Raw genomic sequence first — 21,342 nt, forward strand, 5'->3', positions numbered from 1 at the left:
AGAGGACGTTCAGACGGAGAAGAAACGAAGAAGCGGATTGCGCTGAAGTCCGCACAGCTATTTGTTCAGAAGGGCTACGGGGCTGTGACCGTGAATGAAGTGTGCGCCGCAGCCAAGGTCAGCAAGGGCAGCTTGTATCATCATTTTGATAGTAAGGACGAGTTGTTTCTATATATTGTTGAAGCAGATACGGTGCAGTGGCTGCAGGAATGGGAAGTGAAGCAGCAAGGCATTGCGGATATTGAGCAGCGTTTCTATGCGCTGGCGGAGCATTATGCTAATGATTTCCAGAATCCGCTGATCCGGGCCTTGGAGGAATTCTCCAGAAGCAAGGAGCATGCCGATGAAATTACCGAGAGGCTGTCTCAATTATATGATATGTCCCTACAAGCTTTCCGCAGCCTGCTGAGTGAGGGAATTGCAGCCGGTTATCTGCTGGATGGCAGTCTGGAGGACTATGTAATTATTGTCTGTGGATTAATGGAAGGGGTCGGCAAGGTGTCAGAGCTGTCGCTGCTGACGAAGCAGCCGATGGATATTCAGCGGTATCACCGGGAAGCCATCAGATTATTGCTGCTTGGCTTACGCGCTGGCCCTGAGAAGTAAGGGCCCCTGCGGTATTTTTTAAAAGATAAGAATTTATATGCTTCGCGCAATGAATTATCCTTATCTTTCTCGCTGAAACGCCCCGTCCTATAAAAGGACGGCGTAGCCGTTTCCACTTGTGAATTATTAGACTGGATGGTCGGTCTTGACGTGGCGGAAGGCATAAGAATAGCAAATTTATATTATCCTATACTTGGAATACAGAGTACCTGGAAATCACGGAGGTTATACCGATGACATTATTATTCAGAAACCGGGGCGCGATGCTGCTGCTCATGCTGAATATTTTCCTCGCTTTCACGGGGATTGGGCTGGTTGTGCCAATTATGCCCACTTATATGAACGAGCTTCACATTACGGGTAGTACGGTTGGATTACTGGTGGCGGCATTCTCGCTTACCCAACTGCTGCTGTCACCGATTGCAGGCAGATTATCAGACAGTCTGGGCCGTAAAAAGATTATTGTAGCGGGGCTGATCGTCTTCGCATTCTCAGAGCTGCTGTTCGGACTGGCAACCACAACTCTGCCGCTCTTCCTCTCCCGGATGCTGGGCGGGGCCGGGGCGGCCTTGATTATGCCTGCGGTGATGGCTTACGTGGCCGATACCACTTCACTGGAAGAACGGGCCAAGGGTATGGGACTGATCAACGCGGCGATTTCGACCGGGTTCATCATAGGACCGGGACTGGGGGGTTATTTGGCTGAATTCGGCATTCGTGTGCCGTTTTTCTTCGCAGCAGGTGCGGCGGCGGCGGTTTCCCTGGTGACCTTGGCGATTCTGCCGGAATCTCGTTCGGTGGCAGAACGCCAGGAAGCAAAATCTCAGCAGAAGAACGGTGAGAACCTATGGCTGCAGCTGTTGCGCTCCTACCGTGAGCCGTATTTCTTCGGACTGATTATTGTGTTTGTACTGGCATTTGGATTGGCTAATTACGAGACGGTGTTTGGCTTGTTCGTCGATCATAAATTTGGCTTCTCGCCTAAGGACATCGCTTTTGTCATTACCTTCGGCTCTATTGCGGGAGCTGTCGTTCAAGTCTCCGCCTTCGGCTGGATTCTGAATCGTTTCGGCGAGAATAAAGTGATCTCGGCCTGCCTGCTGCTCGCCTCTGCGTTCATTCTGCTGACATTGTTCGTGAACAGCTACTGGGCGATTATCGCTGTGACGTTTATTGTGTTTTTTGCAATGGATATCCTGCGTCCGGCGGTAAGCACGCAGCTGTCCAAAATGGCCGGGGATGCGCAGGGATTCGTCGCAGGCATGAACTCGGCCTACACCAGCCTTGGCAATATCGCCGGACCCATTGCTGCCGGGTATCTGTTCGATCTGGACATCAACTTCCCTTATGCGGCTGCGGCGCTGGTTCTGGCGTTATGCTTCTTGCTCTCGCTTAGCTCTGGAAGAAGAGGGATGGGGCAGCGGGGATAAGATTCAGGATGCTTTGGTCCAAGGCTGAATTGTGATACTATTTTAGAAGACAAGCCGGCATGGATTGAACCAAAGCATGTGAGTGGAAGGAAAGAGGGATGTCACTTGAGTACAGACAACAGCAACACATCTGCAGCGGCTGATGAAGCCGCTGCGCGGCAGGAGCAGGAGCTGATTACCGCTGCCATTGCCAAGGAGCTGAATGTCGCTCTGAAGCAGGTGCGGACGACGGTGGGACTGCTGGACGAGGGCAATACGATCCCGTTCATTGCCAGATACCGCAAGGAAATGACGGGTGAGCTGGACGAGAATCAGCTGCGTGATATTGAGGAGCGCCTTGCGTACCTGCGTAATCTCGGGGACCGCAAGAAGGATGTTATCCGCAATATCGAGGAGCAGGGCAAGCTGACTGATGAGCTGCACTCGCAGATTATGAAGGCTGTGAAGCTTCAGGAAGTGGAGGACCTCTACCGTCCGTTCCGCCAGAAGCGCAAGACGCGGGCCAGCGTCGCCAAGGAGAAGGGTCTGGAGCCGCTCGCGGACTGGATCATGGCGCAGCACCGCCAAGGCAGCCCGCAGGAGCAGGCGGCCAAGTATGTGGACGCGGAGAAGGGTGTCGAGAGCTTGGAGCAGGCGCTTCAGGGGGCGATGGATATTCTCGCCGAGAATATCGCCGATGATCCGGTGATCCGCTCCTGGGTACGCCAGTATACGGCCAGCCAGGGTGTGCTGGTCTCGGAAGCCAAGGATGCGACGCAGGAAAGTGTGTATGAGAATTATTACAGCTACCGCGAGCCTGTACATAAAATGCCGCCGCACCGGATCCTTGCGATTAACCGCGGCGAGCGGGAGAATGTGCTGAAGGTAGGAATTGAGATTACGCCTGACAAGATTCATTCCTTCATCCAGCGCAAGCTGGTGAAAGGCCCGTCGCCGGTGAAGGAACTGCTGGAAGCCGTCACTGAGGATGCCTACAAGCGGCTGATTGCGCCTTCGGTAGAGCGTGAGGTGCGCGGCGAGATGACGGAGAAGGGCGATCTGCAGGCGATCTCGATTTTCTCGGGCAATCTGCGCAGCCTGCTGCTGCAGCCGCCGGTCAAGGGGCGCTGTGTGCTGGGGGTTGACCCGGCTTACCGCACCGGCTGTAAGCTGGCGGTGGTGGACGACACCGGCAAGCTGCTGGAGGTGGCGGTCACCTACCCGACCCCGCCGAACAACAAGAAACGTGAGGCGGCGGCGAAGTTCAAGGAGCTGATTGCCAAATACGGCATTCAGCTGATTGTCATCGGCAACGGCACCGGCTCGCGGGAGACGGAGCAGTTCACCGCCGAGGTGATCGCTGAGATTGGCCAAGCGGAGCTGGCCTATCTGATCGTCAACGAGGCGGGAGCGAGTGTGTATTCCGCCTCCAAGCTGGCGCAGGAGGAGTTCCCGGATCTGGATGTGGCGGAGCGCAGCGCCGCATCGATTGCCCGCCGCGTGCAGGACCCGCTCGCGGAGCTGGTCAAGATCGATCCGAAGGCGATCGGGGTCGGGCAGTACCAGCATGATGTGTCGCAGAAACATCTGGAGGAGAGCCTTAAGGCCGTGGTGGAATCGGCCGTCAACCATGTGGGCGTCGATGTGAACACAGCATCGCCGTCCCTGCTCTCTTACGTGGCGGGGGTCAACGCGACCATCGCCAAGAATATTGTGAAATTCCGCGAGGAGAACGGCAAGTTCACCACGCGCAAGCAGCTGCAGAAGGTGCCGCGCCTGGGCGCGAAATCCTATGAGCAGTGCATCGGCTTCCTGCGCATCCCCGGCGGGGACAACACGCTGGACCGCACGCCGATCCACCCCGAGTCGTATCCGGTGGTGGACCGTCTGTTCCGCGAGCTGGGCCTGAAGGTGGACCACCTGGGCAGCAAGGAAGTGGCTTCACAGCTCGCGGCGCAGAGCGCCGAGGAGCTGGCCGCTACGCTTGAGGTCGGCGTGCCTACGCTGCGCGACATCCTGGAGAGCCTGCAGCGTCCGGGCCGCGACCCGCGCGAGGCGTTGCCGCTGCCGATCTTCCGCACCGACGTGCTGAAGATCGAGGACCTGGTGCCCGGCATGGAGATGCAGGGCACCGTCCGCAACGTCATCGATTTCGGTGCTTTCGTCGATATCGGCATCAAGAACGACGGGCTGGTGCATATCTCCCAGCTCAGTGGTAGCTTCGTTAAGCACCCGATGGACGTTGTTTCGGTCGGAGACAACGTAACGGTCTGGGTGCTGGGCGTGGACCTGAAGAAAGGCCGGGTCAGCCTGACCATGCGCCCGCCGCGTGTTGAAGCCGGAAGCGTGAAGTAAACCGCCAGGCTGGAGTAACAAGGCTTTGTAAGTATTGTCTATTGCAGGATATGCAATGGGTGTCAGACCATAACAGGCTGTTCCAAGGGGATTCCCAGGAACAGCCTGTTTGTGGCGCCCAGCATGGGCGCTATCTTTAGGGTTGAAGTCCCGAATGGTGAAGGCAGTAGTAGCCATAGCCTAAGACAAGGGTGTCGATCGTGAGGTCGAATCTGAAGGAAGTTGGCGGCAAATCTCTGGCCCGAGGAACACGAACCACATATAAGGCTAACGCTCGTTGGATGAGGCTGCCAAACAAGTCAAAGTCCATACTGCCAAAGGCGGGCGGGAGTAAATGAGGCGGGTAGATGGAGAGGAAGATAGCGTTCTTACCTGGGGAGATCTGTACGCAAGCGAAGTGATCTTCGTAACCCTGTCCAAGAGGAGAGGCTGAACGTACAGAAGTCAGCAGACGCCATAGTACGCAACGGTGGCCACAGTTGCGGAAGGGCTGAACATGAAATAGGAATTGTACATCCATGCGTTCAAGATGAGTGATGAAAGCAGAAAATCCGAAAGGACCTGACTGAAGGAGGAAGCGGTGAATCCCGTGTGGGACTTCGGCAGAGCAGAATTCATCTCTGGCACAAGAGGAAGGTACAAATCACGCAAGGAGTTGTAGAGAAATGTTGGAGCAGCTGTTGTCGCGGGAAAATCTCCTTGTAGCACTAAAACGTGTAGAAGCGAATAAAGGAAGCACGGCGTAGATGGAATGTCCGTAAAATCCTTACGAGAACACATCAAACAAAACTGGCAGTCCATTCGTCTTGCGATTGAAGAGGGAACCTACCAACCTAGCCCTGTGCGTCGGGTCGAAATCCCGAAACCGAATGGCGGAGGTGTCAGAAGGTTAGGAATTCCTACCGTGACCGATCGAATGCTTCAGCAAGCCATCGCCCAGGTGTTAATTCCATTGTTCGATCCAAAGTTCTCTGAACATAGTTATGGATTTCGCCCCAAGCGGCGAGGACATGACGCCGTAAGGAAAGCTAGAGAATTCATGAAAGAAGGCTATCGATTCGTAGTCGACCTGGACTTGGAGAAATTCTTTGACCGTGTCAACCATGACCGTCTCATGATGAAGATTTCGGATAAAGTGAAGGACAAGAAAGTCCTTTTACTTATTCGTAAATACCTACAATCGGGCGTGATGGAGAACGGGTTAGTTCAACCGACACTAGAAGGAGCACCGCAAGGCGGTCCGCTCAGTCCGTTATTATCTAACATCGTACTGGACGAATTGGACAAGGAACTAGAGAAGCGTGGACACCGCTTCGTCCGCTATGCGGACGATTGCAATATCTATGTGAAAACGTCAAGAGCAGGCGAGCGAGTCAAGACATCCGTCACCCGATTCATCGAGACAAGGCTAAAACTCAAGGTGAACCAAGGAAAGAGTGCAGTAGACCGACCCTGGAAACGGAAATTTCTTGGGTTTAGTTTTAGTGTGGACAAAGAGCCGAAGGTGAGAATAGCGAAGCAGTCCTTACAGAAAGCGAAGGTCAGAATTCGAGAGATCACGTCTCGAAAGAAACCGATGAAGATGGAAGAGCGAATCAAGGAACTAAACCAATACCTAATGGGATGGTGCGGGTACTTCTCGCTAGCGGATACACCAAGTGTTCTTCAAGACATGGATAAATGGGTACGAAGAAGGCTACGAATGTGCCTTTGGAAGCAATGGAAGAACCCGAGAACCAAAGTCAAAAGGCTACTATCCTTAGGCATGCCTAAGAATAAAGCCTATGAATGGGGAAATACCCGAAAAGGGTATTGGCGAATAGCAGGAAGTCCAATTTTGTCACGAGCATTGAATAACCAATACTGGGAATCCAATGGACTCAAGAGCTTATTGGACAGATACAACTCACTACGGAATATTTCATGAACCGCCGTATACCGAACGGTACGTACGGTGGTGGTGTGCTGTGAAAGTTGCGTCAGAGATGAGGAAGGCCCCTCGACGGGGATCGAGTCAGGCGAACCCGTCAAACAACCCTAAGCTGCTGCAATTAAGAGTTGTGGTAGTGAGCGTCTAGGGAAAAGGTTGCCACAAGCAATCATGTGGGATATGCAAAGATGAACGAAAGTGAACTGCCGATGAAGTATCGATAACGTAAAGCTTTGTCAAAACCTGTTGTTCACCACTAGACAGGGATAAGAGCAGAAGTAGACCTGAAGGCTGACTGCTCGGCAAACGGTATTAAGGCAGCATGAGTGCATATCAGGCTCTGATGTGAAACACAGGAACCTGCATCACGATAGTAAGTGAAAAGACACAAGTCACAGAAAGACGAGGTCGAAATAGCAAAGCGTGATGCAGGGGCGGAGGTACCCGTAATAGTAATGAAGTTGCTGTAATGGCAATGGAGCGAAGGGGTACCATCATTCAGCTCGAAGCAGAGAACAACTGTTGTAACAGGAGGATTCGATGAAAGAGGGCAAGCCATTTGACATTTCAAAGCAAGTTGTTATGACAGCATTTAAGAGAGTCAAAGCGAATAAGGGAAGCGCAGGGATTGACGGTCTGGACATAAAGGATTTTGAAAAAGACCTCAAAGGAAACTTGTATAAGATCTGGAACAGAATGAGTTCCGGAAGTTATTTCCCTCCACCGGTTAAATTGGTCGAGATTCCAAAGAAATCAGGTGGAACAAGAGGACTCGGCATTCCGACAGTCGGGGATAGAGTGGCCCAAATGGTAGTTAAAATGTATATAGAGCCGCGAGTAGAGGCTATATTCCATACAGACTCTTATGGATACCGTCCAAACAAGTCAGCTATCGATGCAATAGGTCAAGCGAGGAAAAGGTGCTGGAGAAATGATTATGTCTTAGAATTTGACATCAAAGGTCTATTTGACAATATCGATCATGAATTATTAATGCGTGCAGTGCGAAAGCACATAAGCGAATCATGGATACTGATGTATATCGAAAGATGGCTCAACGCACCGTTCATAAATTCAGAAGGTCAATGGATTGAACGCAAAAGCGGAACCCCTCAGGGTGGTGTCATCAGTCCTGTACTTGCGAATCTGTTTATGCATTACGCTTTTGACTTGTGGATGAAACGAACAAATCCAAATGCACCGTTTGAAAGATATGCAGATGATGCCATTATCCACTGCAGAACGCAAGCAGAAGCAGAAGAGATTCTGGAAAAACTCAAGAAACGACTAGAGGAATGCAAGCTTGAATTGCATCCAACGAAAACCAAGATTGTATACTGCAAGGATAAGGACAGAGTGAAGGAGTTTCCAGTCACCGATTTTGAGTTTTTGGGATATACCTTTCGGAGGGTGTTCATAAAAGACAGACTAGGGAGGTTGCAGTTCAACTTCCTACCATCGGTGAGTGTGAAATCAGCCAAAGCATTCAGAGACAAGATAAAAGCGATGCGAATTCATAGCTATACCGGTAGTAAAATTGAAATGATCGCTGAAATGCTATCTCCGATGGTCAGAGGTTGGCTTAACTACTTCACGAAATTCAATCCATCAGCAGTAAAGTATACCATTGACTGTCTAAATCGCAGATTGGTCAAATGGGCAATGTGTAAATACAAGAGGTTCAGGGGACATCGCAGTCGAGCGGAAAAATGGCTGAAAGAACTTGCAAAAAGAGAGCCCAATATGTTTCCACATTGGGCTCTCGGAATGAAACCATAACTGGCTGAATGATAAGAGCCGTATGAATCGAGAGGTTCACGTACGGTTCTGTGAGAGCCTGAAGGTGAAACTCCTTTGGGCTACTCGACTGAGAGGTCGGGGGCTAGCCGCCAATGTTGTCAGGTTAAGCGATTATAAGCCCCGCCTCTTCGTTTTGGTGAACTTATTGGACTTACTCTGTTTTTCTCGCTTAAAGGTTCGCCCGTCGATCACAGGGACGATATTGCGCTGAAGCTCTTCAAGAAACTGGGCATGGAGGACATCTTTTTTCTCATCGTCCTCCTCCAAGACCATTTCAATCAGGCGGTTCCTCAGCTTGCCGACCAAGATGTTTTTATTGATGCGATATTCACTGTACTTCAGCGTTTGGGTCCGATTCTTTTCACACATTTCTTCTTCCGCTTCCTGTTCAAAAATGGACGCGAGGTTGCTTACCAAAACGGTTGCGTAAAAATCCTGCTCGATCAATTGTGGCGTTTCTGCGGAGAAATTCTCAATTTCAAACTTGTACTTAAGTGTGTCAAACCGCGTTTCAATGCCCCACCTTTTGAAATATAGCGGTTTGCTTTCTTCATAGCTAAGCTCGTTCGCACTGACATTCGTGAGTAACACTTCGATCTCGCCGGTCGGAAGTTCCACCTTCAGCACTCGGACATGCAGAACCGTTCCTGCAGGGATCGATTTCCCTTGCTTCTTCAATTCCTTTGCGCGCGCTTTGGTGATCTCGGTGCTCACCACTTCATCGGGTGTCGTTGTGTTCCGAATTTCCTTGTAAAATGAACCCTGAGCACGCATCAAATACGAGATCCCCTTTTCCTGAAGGTACAGTATGAAATCTGCGGACGGATAGCCGCGGTCAAACAGAATCAAATTGCGGATGGCCGGCTGCTCAAAACTCAGCAACTTCTCCACATTTCGTTTGGCCATGTCGCGCTCATTGTCATCATAACGGCTCAGTTCCGTACAGATCACCAATCGATTCTCCACATCGTACAGATACGAAGACAGCGCACGGGCAACTCGAAATCCGTCCTTGAATGTGCTTGCATAGCCATACACCCTTTGAGTTTCCTTGGTATTCGGCAGTTCCATGACGCTTCCATCCATCGCCAACAAGCGTAATCCCTTATACGTTTTGAAGTCGCCATCTTCGTAGAATGCGCAAATCAATTCGTCATTTAGCAGAGTGAAGGCGACGGGGGACAGCTTCTGTCGAGCCTCGGAAAAAGATTGCTTGGTGTAGCTAGTACAGCATCAGTCTTTAAATTGTGGATATAGCCTTTTAAGTTTTATCCGCGCATCTTCCGTAGTGAATTGCCAATCTATACCCCTTTGAGAAGCGTTACGAGCAGATTCTCATTCGCTCAGTTCGCCTGCTAATTCTTCCATGGACGGAATTCGTCTTGCTAAACATTGGCGCGTCATGACGCTCAGCTCAATTTCAGCAATGTTCAGCCAACTACCATGTTTGGGGGTGTAGTGGATGTCAAGCCGTTTGGCTAGACGTAAAGCCGTTTCAGGTTCAAACGCTTCGTATAGTGAAGCGATCGAATGGGTGTTCAAATTGTCCATCACCAAACGGATTTTGGGCACACTCGGATAATGAATGTCTAAAAGTTCTCGAACTTGTTCTGCCCATTCGATTTTCGTGCGCCGAGGACGAACACTAACATGTCTCCAGCCTGCAAGTGCTTCGGTGAAAATAAAGATACTACAGGTTCCATGGCGTACGTATTCGGAGTCTTCGCGCAGGGGCTTGGCTGGCTTCATCGGGATCGGTTGTCGAGCGTCATCCAGTAGTTGGAACGGTTTCTCATCCATACATATTACGGGACATTCGTTGTCGTAGGGCAAGTGATAGACCTCTAATACATCTTCCATCGCAGCCACAAACGCTGCATTTTGCTTCGGTGGAATGCACCAACACTTACGAAGATGGGGTTTGAGTTCGTTTTTTTAAAATGCGGTCCACCGTGTCGTACGAAATGCTGTCAATGTAACCCAGTTCAACGGTCTTGTCTGCTAAAAGTCGAAGTGTCCACCGACTTCTTCCAGCGGGCGGAGTGCTACAACTGAGCGCGATGATTTTCGCCTCCAGTTCGCCGGTAACCTTTGGAGGATTAGGCGGTGTCAGTCTTTTTTTTCGTTCGACCGCAGCCTGTAATCCCTTTTCCGAAAAGGTCTTACGGACCAGATATACCGTGTTGGTGTGGATGTGTAATTGCTCCGCAATGGTCATGTCCGAAAGCTTGCCGCCCACCCGGTTCTCGTCTGCCCACAACAGAATCTGTGCTCGCCGGAGTGAGCGTGCGGCCACTTTCCCTTTCGAGCACACCCCTTGTAATTCTTTCTGTTGATCCGGGCCCAAACGAACGGTGTATTCACGTTTTTTCATAGTCGATACCTCTTTTTTCTCGACTATATCACATCCACCATAAATAGACTATTTTAAATCTGATGCTGTACTAGTAGTTTTCGCCGAGTCCGGCATAAACATTTCTCGGAACTCATCCAGTTCCAATTGTGTGGATTTCCTCACCATTCGAATCAGCAGGCAGAGCAGCGGGAAGAAGCCGATCTTTCGGTTTCTCGTAAAATCTTTCTCGCTTTTTCTGGATTTCTTTTTGAGTTCGTCTCCTTTCATCGTCGTGTCCAATCGTTGTAGAATGTTCTTTCCGTTTTTTTCATGCGCTTTCATCCGTTTCTACCATTCACCTCTACTATACCAAAATCTACTAACCTGACAACATTGGGCTAGCCGCCCCCTCCTACTCGATTGGTTTAGGTTAAGTCGTCGTAACACCCTATGTGGCGGCTAGATTGTTAGCATTAGTGGCTTGGTTCATTAAATACTAGCTTATTTTTCTATTTAATTTACAATTGCAGGTTACTAAAAGGGAATTAATGTTATATAATTGGAATTATATACATATATGTCTGAGAAGAAAGGTGAGTGTTATGAACAAGCATGACAATACTTGTATCCGTCATATATCTCCTAGATTTCTCTTGCTGGATTATGTTACCCAAAGGGAGGTTTTTTCTTACTACACACGTATGAATTTTAATCTTGTGTTATCTTTGCTTCATGATGACTCCGCCGTTGAGGATGTCTTGCAAGAAGCTTTTTTAAAGCTTATTCGGAACACGCCTATGGATCTAAAGGATCATTGCCGAGGAGCCTGGATTAAAAAGACTACCAGAAATACTGCATTAAATTTTATAAGAAAAGCCAAAAAAGAACGCTCGTATATTGATATTGATAGTATGTATGCAAGAGACTTTATCATTTCACCCTATGATCTTGTTGAAAAAGAAGTTGAAGTACGTATTCTAAAAGAAAATATTAATCTTTATTTAGAAGAGCTAAAGCCACAGCAACGTAACATAATTCAACAAAGATGGCAGCAGGAATATTCCTATCAAGAGATCGCTAACAAGATGAGTATCTCAGAAGAAGTTACCCAGCAGAGATTGTATCGTGCCCGAGTTAACTTGAGAAAGAAAATGAAATGGTGGTTGAATTAATCTATATTAGAGCGTGTCCTCAAACTATAAATAATTCCTAAATCATTGTAAATGACGATCAATAGGATTAAATAAAAGGTATTCTCCCCCGAACGAAAACGACAGATTGGACGAATCGGTAATGACAATCAATTAATATTGATTGCGATGTTACAGGTAGCCCTGAGAAATTTAAATAAACAAAATTCAACTCCCTTTGCGGTTTGGAAATTCAGGGTAAAAATACAATAAAAGATTTTTTCTCTTTTTTTCGTAAGGAAATGTATGCAATGAGTGTCTATATTAATAGAGTCAACTATTTAAAAGATTATGCTGTGGTATTACTTCTGTATTCTTTTCTTAGTGAGTTTCAATGGCATTATTATGCCGATAAGCACTAAGAATTGAATAAATCATTCTCAAATAAGAAAGGAGGAGAAATCATGGCGCAATGTCCTGCAGGTTACTGGGGAGCTGGCAATGCATTCGGAACAGAGTATTGTGACGGAAACTGGTGCAATCCGGTTTGGCCTTTTAGCGGAAACGCTTACGTAAGACATGTTTATTTACATTGTGAAAATAGCGCTGGTCAAACGACAGATGTTTATTCACATACTGAAAAGCTTAGTTGCTGCTAAAGTTTGTTTAAATTCTGTAATATCCAATTGGTGAAGTATACGAAACCAGATTATTGCGAAGGAGAATAGTGCAATCCAATCTGGCTATGGTGTGGAAATTCTCAATTTCAACGTATTTATTTGGTTTTTGTAAATAGTGTTGGTAATAGGGAAGTAATTCACTTTCATACAGAAAATGTTAAGTCTTGCTGATATGCTTATTTTAAATCCATTTTTTAAAAATAAGGATATAATAACCGAAAATAACTAATAGGTTATTATATCCTTACTAATTTTTGTGAGGTGTAAAATGGACATTTTACAGTCAACCAAAACTCATCATAGGTTTCTTAAAAAGGCAACGAGGAACATTTCACAAGTAGGAGATTATTTTCCGAATTTTTTAATTCAAGAAGGAAAATATATTCAAGAGTTAATTTCTGATCACTTAATCATAGTTGCTTTATCAACAACTTGCTATCCATGTAAAAATGCAATGCAAGTGTTATTGGACTTTTTATCTGAAAATTATAATGCGAATTTAGTTATATTATTTAGTGCAGACTCCAATGAAGATTTCGAGCATATAAGTGAACTAATTGGTGATAAAGCTAAGTTGTTTCGTATGGAGATAACAAAATTAATGTCTTACTTTCAAGGAGTTCCCTGGGGGATTACCTTAAACATTAAAGGGCAAATACTAAGTTCATATCCTTTTGATAACCGATATTGGTTTGATAAGATTATTATTCCAGTTATAAAAATCATTTGAATTTATTTTTATAAAGAGGTGAATAAATGAAAAGCTTGGATGAAATATTCGGAAATAAAAGTAGCGATCAAAATAATATAAGACCTCTTTCTATTGGCGAGAATTTTCCTGTTAATGGTAATATTTCGAACGAGGGGACACATTATCTATTTTGTTTTTTATCTCTCTACTGCTTCGACTGTGTAGAACTTCTAACACATCTTGCTGAAATAAACAAGCGATTTTACGGAGAGGTAACTTTATATACTGATGCAACATTGGAAGAGAATTTAGAAATTAAAGATCATTTTGATTATGAGTTCATGGTACTTTCATATACGAAAGAAGAACTTGCTTCGTTATATCATGTTTATTTAACTCCCTATGTTTTTATACTGGACTCTAAGTTCAGTATTATTAAGGCGTGCAATATCAAGGACGCTAATGATCTGCTTGATGTGCTCGAATTAGAAGGACTCGTGCTTTCTGAAAAAAAAACAAGTTAAGAGGTTGTCTATGATAGGGAGAAAAGTGGAAGGTTTTATATTAGTCGCTCGAAAAGTTTCGTTCGATTATGAGGAAAAAAATCATTCAATTGATAAAATTCTGAATGCCGTCTCCGTTGATGATATTCCTTCCATATTGGTGGTGGACATCTGGGGGAAATTAAAGTTTGAAAAATGCGAACAAGTAGAGAGCTGGATTGAAATACAGAATCCGGGAGGAGACAACGTACTGCATACAGGACAACTGAAGATGTCCAATGTTAGAGATGAGGGAATGCATGCCGGAATTGACTTCTCGACAAGTGTTCGCTTTTTAATAAATGCTCAAGGTAATTATTATTTTAATCTCTTTGCACAAAATGAACTGCTGTACAGTTATCCTTTATTCGTTACGATTACTAAAACATGATCTTTGAATGGAGAAAACCATGTTAAAAGTCAAACAAGTAACTAAGGCCTTTGGAAACAAGGATGTCGCAACTCTTGCGCTCGCAGGAGTAAACTTAGAAATATACGATGGGGAATTGTTGAGCATTATGGGACCTTCAGGATGCGGCAAGTCTACACTGCTTAATGTCATGTCGGGAATAGAGGCAGCGGATAGCGGAGAAGTGTGGCTGGATGATGTGCCTTTACATAAGTTGAATGATAAAAAACTATCCGATCTTAGATTGGAACAAATGGGTTTTGTTTTCCAACAATATCATCTGATTCCGGTTCTGAGTGCCATAGACAATGTCGCTTTGCCTTTAATTGCAAAGGGGATGGTGGAGGTCGCGGCTCATAAGGCCGCAATGGAGGCACTTGAATTGGTGGGCTTGTCAGACAAGCAACTTAATATGCCAGCTCAATTGTCGGGCGGGCAAGCACAACGTGTAGCGATTGCTCGTGCAATCGCAGGAAATGCTAAAATAGTCTGGGCAGATGAGCCGACGGGCGCTCTGGACAGCGGCAATTCTAAACAAATCATGGACTTGTTCAGAGAGTTGAATTCCAATCGACGGACCACATTCGTCATTGTTACGCATGATCGCCAAATTGCCTCTCGTACAGATCGAACCGTGTATATGAAGAACGGGATCATATTAAAAGAGGCGGGGGACAGTGATGATTAAGAGCGGTATGTTATGGAAAATGTCTCTTCGTCATTTGGCTTTGCAAAAAAAACAAACTTTACTATCCGTGCTTATTGGATCTATTGGCTCGGCATTGATTGTATCATCGTTTGTTTTCTTTTCTTCTTTCAACTATAGCGGCGGGGCATGGTTAAATGCCCATTTTGGAAATATACAATGGGTACTGGTTCCTCCTCTGGAACAATCTAAATTCGCACCTGAACAGCTAGATGAAATTTCAGCCCAGTTAGCCCCCTACCCTTTAAGCATTTTACCTTATGTCAGCAGCAGCTTAACGGTTTCGCATAATAATGGAGGTGAGGCGCGAGTCGAGTCTAATATTATAGGTCTCGATTTTTCGTTTGACGAAGCTTCTGATTTCGAGCCTGACCAGCCGTTGTGGAGTGAAAAATTGTCAGACACAGAGATCGTCGTATCTCGTCCTTTGGCTGAACATTTGGCAATTGAACAGGGAGATAGGGTTCAAGTGTCCACGGGAAAAGATTATACGGGAACTTATGAGGTAAAGTTAATTGTAGAAGAGTCCGGCATTACTGGTTTTCGGGGAGAACAACAAGCAACAGGAACGATCGTTTTTGCGGAATCGGCTTTGCAACATCAGCTTTCCGTTGAAGAGGATGGTTATTCTAAGATTTGGGTGGGCACGAACACTGATAGCGATATGTTTATAACCTCCTCAGATTCCTTCCGCGTGCTCGATGTAAGAACTGAAGGGCTTAATTTGATCTCCGGAATGAAAGCTAGATACGGAGTTTCTTTTTTATTTGCAAGTTGTATTGCAGTTATTGCTGGCAGTTTGCTGCTTGTTCAAATCTTGTTCATGTTGGCGGACAACAGGCAGGAGCTTTACGGGGTGCTGAGGGCGCTTGGTTTTTCTTCTAGTAAAATCGGAATCGTCTTTAAATCGGAAGCTGTTCTGATTCTTTCTTTCTCTTCATTAAGCGGAATGCTGGCAGGAACTGCAATCGGTATCATTCTGGTGAAGTCGGTAGCGGGTCATTACTCTGAAACGATGAAGCGATATGAGGGTTTCTCCATTCCAATTTTACCTTACTTTAACTTGCCGGGAATAATATTGACCGGCTCGCTGGCGATGCTGTTCATGCTTTTCATAGTCTTAATCGTGTGCCATAAAATAAAAAAAAGACGGATTATTGATATGTTGTACGGAAGCAGCAAGCATGAGGCGGTTGGGAAACATCCCCTTATTCTTATCGTGCTTGCGGTATTTACACTTTCGATCTTGGCATCAGGATTCATTTTTGGATGGGTATTTGAATTTTTAAAGCCGGAAGATATGGGAGGCGTTCCTTTAAAAGCGCTGGCGATCATCTTATTATGGTTGGCTGCTTCAATAAGTGCCGTTTATCTGAGTTTTTTAGTACTCTCACGCTTTTCCAACTTTTTTTCGAAGTTGCTGATATGGTTTAAGCTTGAAAGATCAGTCGTTTTTCTGGGAACCAAATACCCGCAATTGAATTTTAAGCGAAGCTTTACTGTAGCTTTATTATTTAGTGTTTTATTTATGGCTTTAATTTCGACGCTTATTGTCAGCAATCAGCTTATTACTCAAAGTGCGGTTACCCAAGAGAATCAGTCTCTGCTTGGTTATTCTGGCTATGTCCCTTATTCAAGTGATAACGAAAGGGATCGCATCTATGAAATTTTACAGGAAGACAGCAGCCAATCCGAAATATCGGAAGATCCTGTTTCATTGGAATCTTATAAATTAAACATAGATTCACAATTGTTGCACAGCGGCGGAGTCCTGACATTGCTGTCGGCACAAAATGAAGAAGAGATGTCAGTCCGATATGGTCACTTGCCCTTATCATCCCGTTTACCCTCCTTTAAGGAGGACAGCGAAGTATGGAAGGCACTTGTCCAGCAGGATGATGTTATTGTGCTTGATGAAAAATACGCCTTACACCCGGACGAGTGGTCAGGGATCTGGTCAAAAGCAGGACTGCCACACGAACCATTAATGGTAGGTGACGAAATAACGTTAAGCATTTTACCTAAATCAAAAACCATAAGTGTCCTGCCTGAAAAAACCGATGACACAACCCCAAAAGAGGTTGTTGACAGCCGGAAAGTTAAAATTATAGGTTTTGTAGCGGCTCACGCCGACTACTCATTTTATAATCTGGCAATTGTCCCCCCTGCTTTTTTTTCAGCTTACAAAACAGAAGGCTTTAAATGGCCTAATGAACAACTGGGGTATGTCGCTTTTCATTTGGACAACGATAACCTTGAGCATATTCAAGCGCTTAGAACACGCTTTCTTCTAAATAACACAAACTCTTTTACCGTTCCAGCAGAACGCAATACCGTAAACCAGTTGATGAATAAGCAGATGGTATCTGTGTTCATTGCTTTTATGTCTCTTTCGCTTGTCATTGGGATAGCTGGTTTAGCGCTTGTTCAGGCACGTGCTATTCAAGAACGCGAAATGCAGATGAAAATGCTGAGGTATATCGGTTTCAGACAAAAAATCATTCGGAAAATCTTTTTTGTTGAAGGAATATTTGTTGGCTGGACTGGACTCATAAACGGATTGCTGTTCGGCATCTCTGGCAGTTATATCATGATCCGTCTGGTTGAATCGTACGTTAAACCAACCGAAACTTTGGTGCCTATTAAAATTCCTTGGCTATCCGTTGCAGGAATGAGTTTTGCATTGATGGTTATTGTTTTGGCTGTAAGTAATCTCGCCTCTAAAAACGTGGGCCGTCTTTTTATTCATCCACAAAAAGGAGAGGAGATTTAGGGAATGAAGGATGCTAACAAGATGCATGGGATACTCTTTCTCATATCCCGTTTAATGCCTGTTACAATTAAAATAATTCCTGGACTACTTTCGGTTTCATTAATTATATTGCTGATTCAAGCTCTTATTCCGCTGGTTCAAGTTCAAGTGACTTTACATCTAGTTAATTCTATTCAGCAACTGGTCGAGGGAAGCACTCAGTTTTCGACATCGCTTATTTGGCTGTCTATTCAAGGAGGAGTAGGTTTACTCACTGCAAGTACCTTAATGTGGGATCAACTATTAAAGAAAAAAATGCTGTTTCAGGTCAGCTTCTTTTTTGAAAAAAAAGTTTTGGAGAAATCACAAAAGCTTTCTTTGATTCATTATGAGATACCGCAATCGTATGATTTGCTTGCTCAAACGAATGGAGCGGGTGAGAGAGGGTTTCAGGTTCTTAGTTCCATAGGTATTATTTTTATGTATTGTATCACTATGGTTGGTTATTTAGCGACTTTAGCCAAGTATAGCTGGTTATTACCCCTGCTGATCATTTTATTAATTATTCCTGTCGTCATTTTTAATATTAAGCTGGGCGGGAAAAGGTACGAACAAATGATTTTTCAATCTCCTGATTCACGCAAAGCGACTTATATTACCCAACTTTTCAAGGGGAGGGACTCAATTAAGGAGATTAAAATGTATGGGACGGGTGAATATCTTTTAAACAAATGGTCTTCTATATACTGGGTTCAAGCAAACGAAAAGTACTCATTAGAGAAAAAGGCTGGATGGATTAATTTCAAACTTGAAGCTTTAGGAGTCGTTTCAATATTAGTTGCATCTGCGATGCTCATCTTTATAGTCTCAAAAGAGAGTTTAAGCCTTGGAGAATATGTAGCACTGACTGCTGTCATAACATCATCATATGCAATGTCCAAGACTATAGCATCAAACTTTTCCAGAATATTTGAAGATGCTTTGTTTGCCACAAAAATATTTTCTTTTTTAGATTTACCAGAGGAGAACAAAGATCATCAACTGAAAATGTTTCCAGAAAAGCTTGTTAAGGGGTTAGAAGTGAGAGACCTAACGTTTAATTATCCAGGGCAAAATAGACCTGTATTAAAAAATGTTAGTTTCACTATTGGAGTTGGAGAGAGAGTGGCTATTGTGGGATATAATGGTGCGGGGAAAAGTACTTTAATAAAATGCATTATGGGCTTATACCCTGTCCCAAGAGGAATGATTTTTTTTGATGGAGTAGATATTAATGATTTTGATCGTTCTACATTATATGAGAATGTGACTGCTATATTTCAAGATTTTGTAAAGTATAATCTAACCCTTAGAGAAAATGTAGCTTTTGGAAACTTACACAAATTAAATGATGATTTCGCGCTAAGTGAGGCTACATCGAAAGCGGAAGTATTCTCATTTATTGATAGGTTAGATCATAAATATGAGACTGAACTTGGCCCTCTATTTTCAGGGGGACAAGATATATCAGGCGGTCAGTGGCAGAAAATTGCTATTAGCCGAGCTTTTCTAAGGAATTCCCAGATTGTTATTTTTGATGAGGCTACGTCAGCTTTAGACCCTGTCTCAGAATACTTTCTTTTAGAAAAAATTATTAATATGACAGAGGGCAAAACGACAATCTTTATCTCCCACAGACTTAATTCATGCCGAATGGCTGATTCTATACTTGTTCTTCAGGATGGGGAAGTAGTAGAGAGTGGGGGACATCAGCAGTTGCTGAACTTAAGAGGGTATTATGCTGATATGTTTGAAAAACAGTCATCCGGATACGTAGGCGCTGTCTGAAAAATAGGAAGAGGAGAAAGTGATATGAAGAAAAAATACTTTGATTATTGTGCATCTGCTCCGGTCCATCCTAGGGTTCATGAAGTTTTTATGAAAACTACACAAGAGGTATTTGCGAATCCCTCATCGATTCATAAGATGGGAGAAGAAGCGAGTAGTCTGGCAGAAGAAGCACGAAAAGGAATAGCGGACTTGTTAAATGTGGATTCTAAAGAAATTGTGTTTACATCAGGTGCAACTGAAAGCAATAATTTGGTATTATTTGGCGTAACCAAGGCTGCAAAAAAGAAAGAAAAAGGTATTCATATTATAACCACTCCAATTGAACACTCTTCTATATATTCTTGTTGTAGATTCCTGGAAAATGAAAATATAGAAGTTTCATATGTTCCTGTTGACACCAAAGGAGTTGTGGACATTACTTGTTTGATGAAATTAATTAAAAGGGAAACAATTCTTATCAGCATAATGCATGTTAATAATGAAACGGGTGTTATACAACCTGTAGAGCAGATTAGCGCAAACATAAAGAAACTTAGAAAGGATATTTACTTTCATGTAGACGGAGTTCAAGGCTTTGGAAAGGTTCCTCTCAAGCTGGATAATATAGATATGTATACGTTATCTGGCCACAAAATTGGTGCTCCAAAAGGAATCGGTATTCTCATGATTAAACAACATGTTCAAGTTGATCCTATTATTTATGGTGGAGGTCAAGAAAATGGTCTAAGATCAGGCACATTAAATCTCCCATGTGTTATGGCCATGGCCGAGGCAATTAAGATAGCAAAACAGAATATTGAAGAAAGAATAAGCGAATTAAATGAAATGTATGTAGCATTATTTTCCGCCTTTTCAAGTATTCCTTCTATTGTAATTAACAGCCCTATGCCGGCACAGGCACCTGCCCACATATTCAATTTCTCCATCCCGGGAATTCCCTCTGCTCTAACTCTAAAATTATTAGAAAATTATGATATTATAGCCTCATCTCAATCTGCCTGCTCTTCCAAGGGGGAGAAGTTAAGCAGAGTGTTAATGGCTATTACCGGTAATCAAGAAATTGCTTCAAGTAGTGTCAGAATCAGTATTCACGAGGACATGGATAAATCGAACCTTGAATATCTTATTAGTACCGTACTTTCTATAAAAGATGCATTTACTTCAAAAAGAAAATTAATTTCAATTTTATAGTTTCGTCCGAATTACAAAGATATTTAATAACCGTTGTACAAATGTCCTTGGACTGCATTTTGGCCCTGCTTTGCTCCAGCCATAGAGAAATTCCGGAATCGGCGGCCTGATTGGAGGCAAGAAAATATCGCGTCAGCAGGCTCAACCAGCACCGTCATTAAAGGCGGGCTGTTTTTTAGTCGAGGGCGGATCATGTTTGGACACGCTCAAAATAACGGACAAATTCCGTTGTTTCCGCCCCAGAAAAGATGGCGACACGCGGTAGAAGGGCACGCTTATTGTATTCGGACAATATGCACCACATCTACGAAGTAGACATTTTCGAAACGCTGGCGCGAGAAGAGAGCACGCTGCAGGCCTTGTTCCGCTCTCATGTGGAATACGTGACGCGCAAGCAGGTGGAGTTTCCGATAATTAACAACGCCGACGCCGTGCCGGACATTTCCCACCTGCGAAAAGCTATTTTATGTTCGGCTGGGAATGGGGTCTGGATTGGGAAGGCGGTCGGTGAGTTTATCGGAGGTATTCTCGGCGGTATCGGGGGCGTATTTATCTTGTAAGGCCGCAATACCACTCAATCCGCCCAATATATTCGTTCCTTCCTTAGCTCTCATCTCGCGCGCCGTTCTGTCAGGAGTCGTCATCGGACGACGTGGTATCGTACCATGGAGCAGACAGATATAACATATATCCATAAAAACCCACCAATTGCTAAAAGCCTAAGAGATGGGCATAGACCGCCGTTTCATTGGTCTTTGTAGCTGTGCTTATACGTAACAATTGTGGATTTTTCGGTGGCATGGAAGTGTAACGCACTGGAAAGGAAACCTTCCAATTTAGCTTGGATTGTACTTGGACGTTACTCATTAAGCAAATCACTTATGAGGAGCTAAAGTGAGCCGAGCTATATTGGCGTTGATAGATGCACGTTGCAGATTATTATCTTCGGTTGTTGATTAACTTCCCTGTAGCTGGT

At 44.7% G+C, this 21,342-nt stretch carries 16 protein-coding genes and 2 pseudogenes; 14 read left to right on the forward strand and 4 right to left on the reverse strand.

The window, feature by feature from the left end:
• Positions 1 to 42: 42 nt before the first annotated feature.
• The 5 genes and pseudogenes from B9T62_RS00465 (at position 43) to ltrA (B9T62_RS00490) (ending at position 8,079) form a co-directional block, all read left to right on the forward strand.
• A complete protein-coding gene (locus tag B9T62_RS00465) occupies positions 43 to 606 on the forward strand; it encodes a TetR/AcrR family transcriptional regulator (protein WP_281257783.1) in 564 nt (187 codons plus the stop codon).
• Positions 607 to 839: 233 nt separating this feature from the next.
• Positions 840 to 2,036, forward strand: a complete 1,197-nt coding sequence (locus tag B9T62_RS00470) for an MFS transporter (RefSeq protein WP_087913483.1) — start codon at positions 840 to 842, stop codon at positions 2,034 to 2,036.
• A gap of 171 nt (positions 2,037 to 2,207) precedes the next feature.
• Positions 2,208 to 4,370 carry a Tex family protein gene (locus B9T62_RS00475; RefSeq protein ID WP_211296482.1) on the forward strand — a complete coding sequence of 721 codons (2,163 nt, stop codon included), beginning with the start codon at positions 2,208 to 2,210 and terminating at the stop codon, positions 4,368 to 4,370.
• Positions 4,371 to 5,035: 665 nt separating this feature from the next.
• A pseudogene (gene ltrA / locus B9T62_RS00485) lies at positions 5,036 to 6,297 on the forward strand (group II intron reverse transcriptase/maturase).
• A gap of 543 nt (positions 6,298 to 6,840) precedes the next feature.
• Positions 6,841 to 8,079 (forward strand): group II intron reverse transcriptase/maturase, encoded by a 1,239-nt coding sequence (gene ltrA, locus B9T62_RS00490; RefSeq protein WP_087913485.1) that lies wholly within the window; start codon positions 6,841 to 6,843, stop codon positions 8,077 to 8,079.
• 132 nt (positions 8,080 to 8,211) lie between these two features.
• On the opposite strand, the pseudogene B9T62_RS00495 reads toward ltrA (B9T62_RS00490), so the two are convergent.
• The 4 genes and pseudogenes from B9T62_RS00495 to B9T62_RS00510 all read right to left on the reverse strand — a co-directional run.
• Positions 8,212 to 9,315 (reverse strand): annotated as a pseudogene (locus B9T62_RS00495) (IS4 family transposase); the annotation flags it as partial.
• Between the two features lie 120 nt (positions 9,316 to 9,435).
• A complete protein-coding gene (locus tag B9T62_RS00500) occupies positions 9,436 to 9,996 on the reverse strand; it encodes an IS630 family transposase (RefSeq protein ID WP_157794183.1) in 561 nt (186 codons plus the stop codon).
• 10 nt (positions 9,997 to 10,006) lie between these two features.
• Entirely contained in the window at positions 10,007 to 10,474 is a 468-nt protein-coding gene (locus B9T62_RS00505; protein WP_087913487.1) for a helix-turn-helix domain-containing protein, read from the reverse strand.
• A 48-nt stretch (positions 10,475 to 10,522) separates the two neighbouring features.
• The gene (locus B9T62_RS00510; protein WP_087913488.1) at positions 10,523 to 10,777 is read right to left on the reverse strand and encodes a hypothetical protein; all 255 of its coding nucleotides are present in this window, start codon (positions 10,775 to 10,777) and stop codon (positions 10,523 to 10,525) included.
• 260 nt (positions 10,778 to 11,037) lie between these two features.
• Between B9T62_RS00510 and B9T62_RS00515 the strand changes: the two genes are divergently transcribed.
• The 9 genes from B9T62_RS00515 (at position 11,038) to B9T62_RS00555 (ending at position 20,926) form a co-directional block, all read left to right on the forward strand.
• Positions 11,038 to 11,607, forward strand: coding sequence for an RNA polymerase sigma factor (locus tag B9T62_RS00515; protein ID WP_157685384.1), 570 nt, complete (start codon positions 11,038 to 11,040; stop codon positions 11,605 to 11,607).
• A 906-nt stretch (positions 11,608 to 12,513) separates the two neighbouring features.
• Complete coding sequence (locus B9T62_RS00520; protein WP_087913490.1) at positions 12,514 to 12,975, forward strand: hypothetical protein; 462 nt, start codon at positions 12,514 to 12,516, stop codon at positions 12,973 to 12,975.
• 26 nt (positions 12,976 to 13,001) lie between these two features.
• Positions 13,002 to 13,460 carry a hypothetical protein gene (locus B9T62_RS00525; RefSeq protein WP_087913491.1) on the forward strand — a complete coding sequence of 153 codons (459 nt, stop codon included), beginning with the start codon at positions 13,002 to 13,004 and terminating at the stop codon, positions 13,458 to 13,460.
• Positions 13,461 to 13,470: 10 nt separating this feature from the next.
• Entirely contained in the window at positions 13,471 to 13,869 is a 399-nt protein-coding gene (locus tag B9T62_RS00530; RefSeq protein WP_087913492.1) for a hypothetical protein, read from the forward strand.
• Positions 13,870 to 13,888: 19 nt separating this feature from the next.
• Positions 13,889 to 14,575 (forward strand): ABC transporter ATP-binding protein, encoded by a 687-nt coding sequence (locus B9T62_RS00535; protein WP_087913493.1) that lies wholly within the window; start codon positions 13,889 to 13,891, stop codon positions 14,573 to 14,575.
• Positions 14,568 to 17,366 (forward strand): ABC transporter permease, encoded by a 2,799-nt coding sequence (locus B9T62_RS00540; protein WP_087913494.1) that lies wholly within the window; start codon positions 14,568 to 14,570, stop codon positions 17,364 to 17,366. The genes B9T62_RS00535 and B9T62_RS00540 overlap by 8 nt, the downstream gene beginning before the upstream one ends.
• A gap of 3 nt (positions 17,367 to 17,369) precedes the next feature.
• Positions 17,370 to 19,172 (forward strand): ABC transporter ATP-binding protein, encoded by a 1,803-nt coding sequence (locus B9T62_RS00545; RefSeq protein ID WP_087913495.1) that lies wholly within the window; start codon positions 17,370 to 17,372, stop codon positions 19,170 to 19,172.
• Positions 19,173 to 19,196: 24 nt separating this feature from the next.
• Positions 19,197 to 20,366, forward strand: coding sequence for a cysteine desulfurase family protein (locus B9T62_RS00550; protein WP_087913496.1), 1,170 nt, complete (start codon positions 19,197 to 19,199; stop codon positions 20,364 to 20,366).
• A gap of 278 nt (positions 20,367 to 20,644) precedes the next feature.
• Positions 20,645 to 20,926 carry a hypothetical protein gene (locus B9T62_RS00555; protein ID WP_087913497.1) on the forward strand — a complete coding sequence of 94 codons (282 nt, stop codon included), beginning with the start codon at positions 20,645 to 20,647 and terminating at the stop codon, positions 20,924 to 20,926.
• Positions 20,927 to 21,342 lie beyond the last annotated feature (416 nt).

The organism is Paenibacillus donghaensis (genome assembly GCF_002192415.1).
GTDB classification, from domain to species: Bacteria; Bacillota; Bacilli; order Paenibacillales; family Paenibacillaceae; genus Paenibacillus_AQ; species Paenibacillus_AQ donghaensis.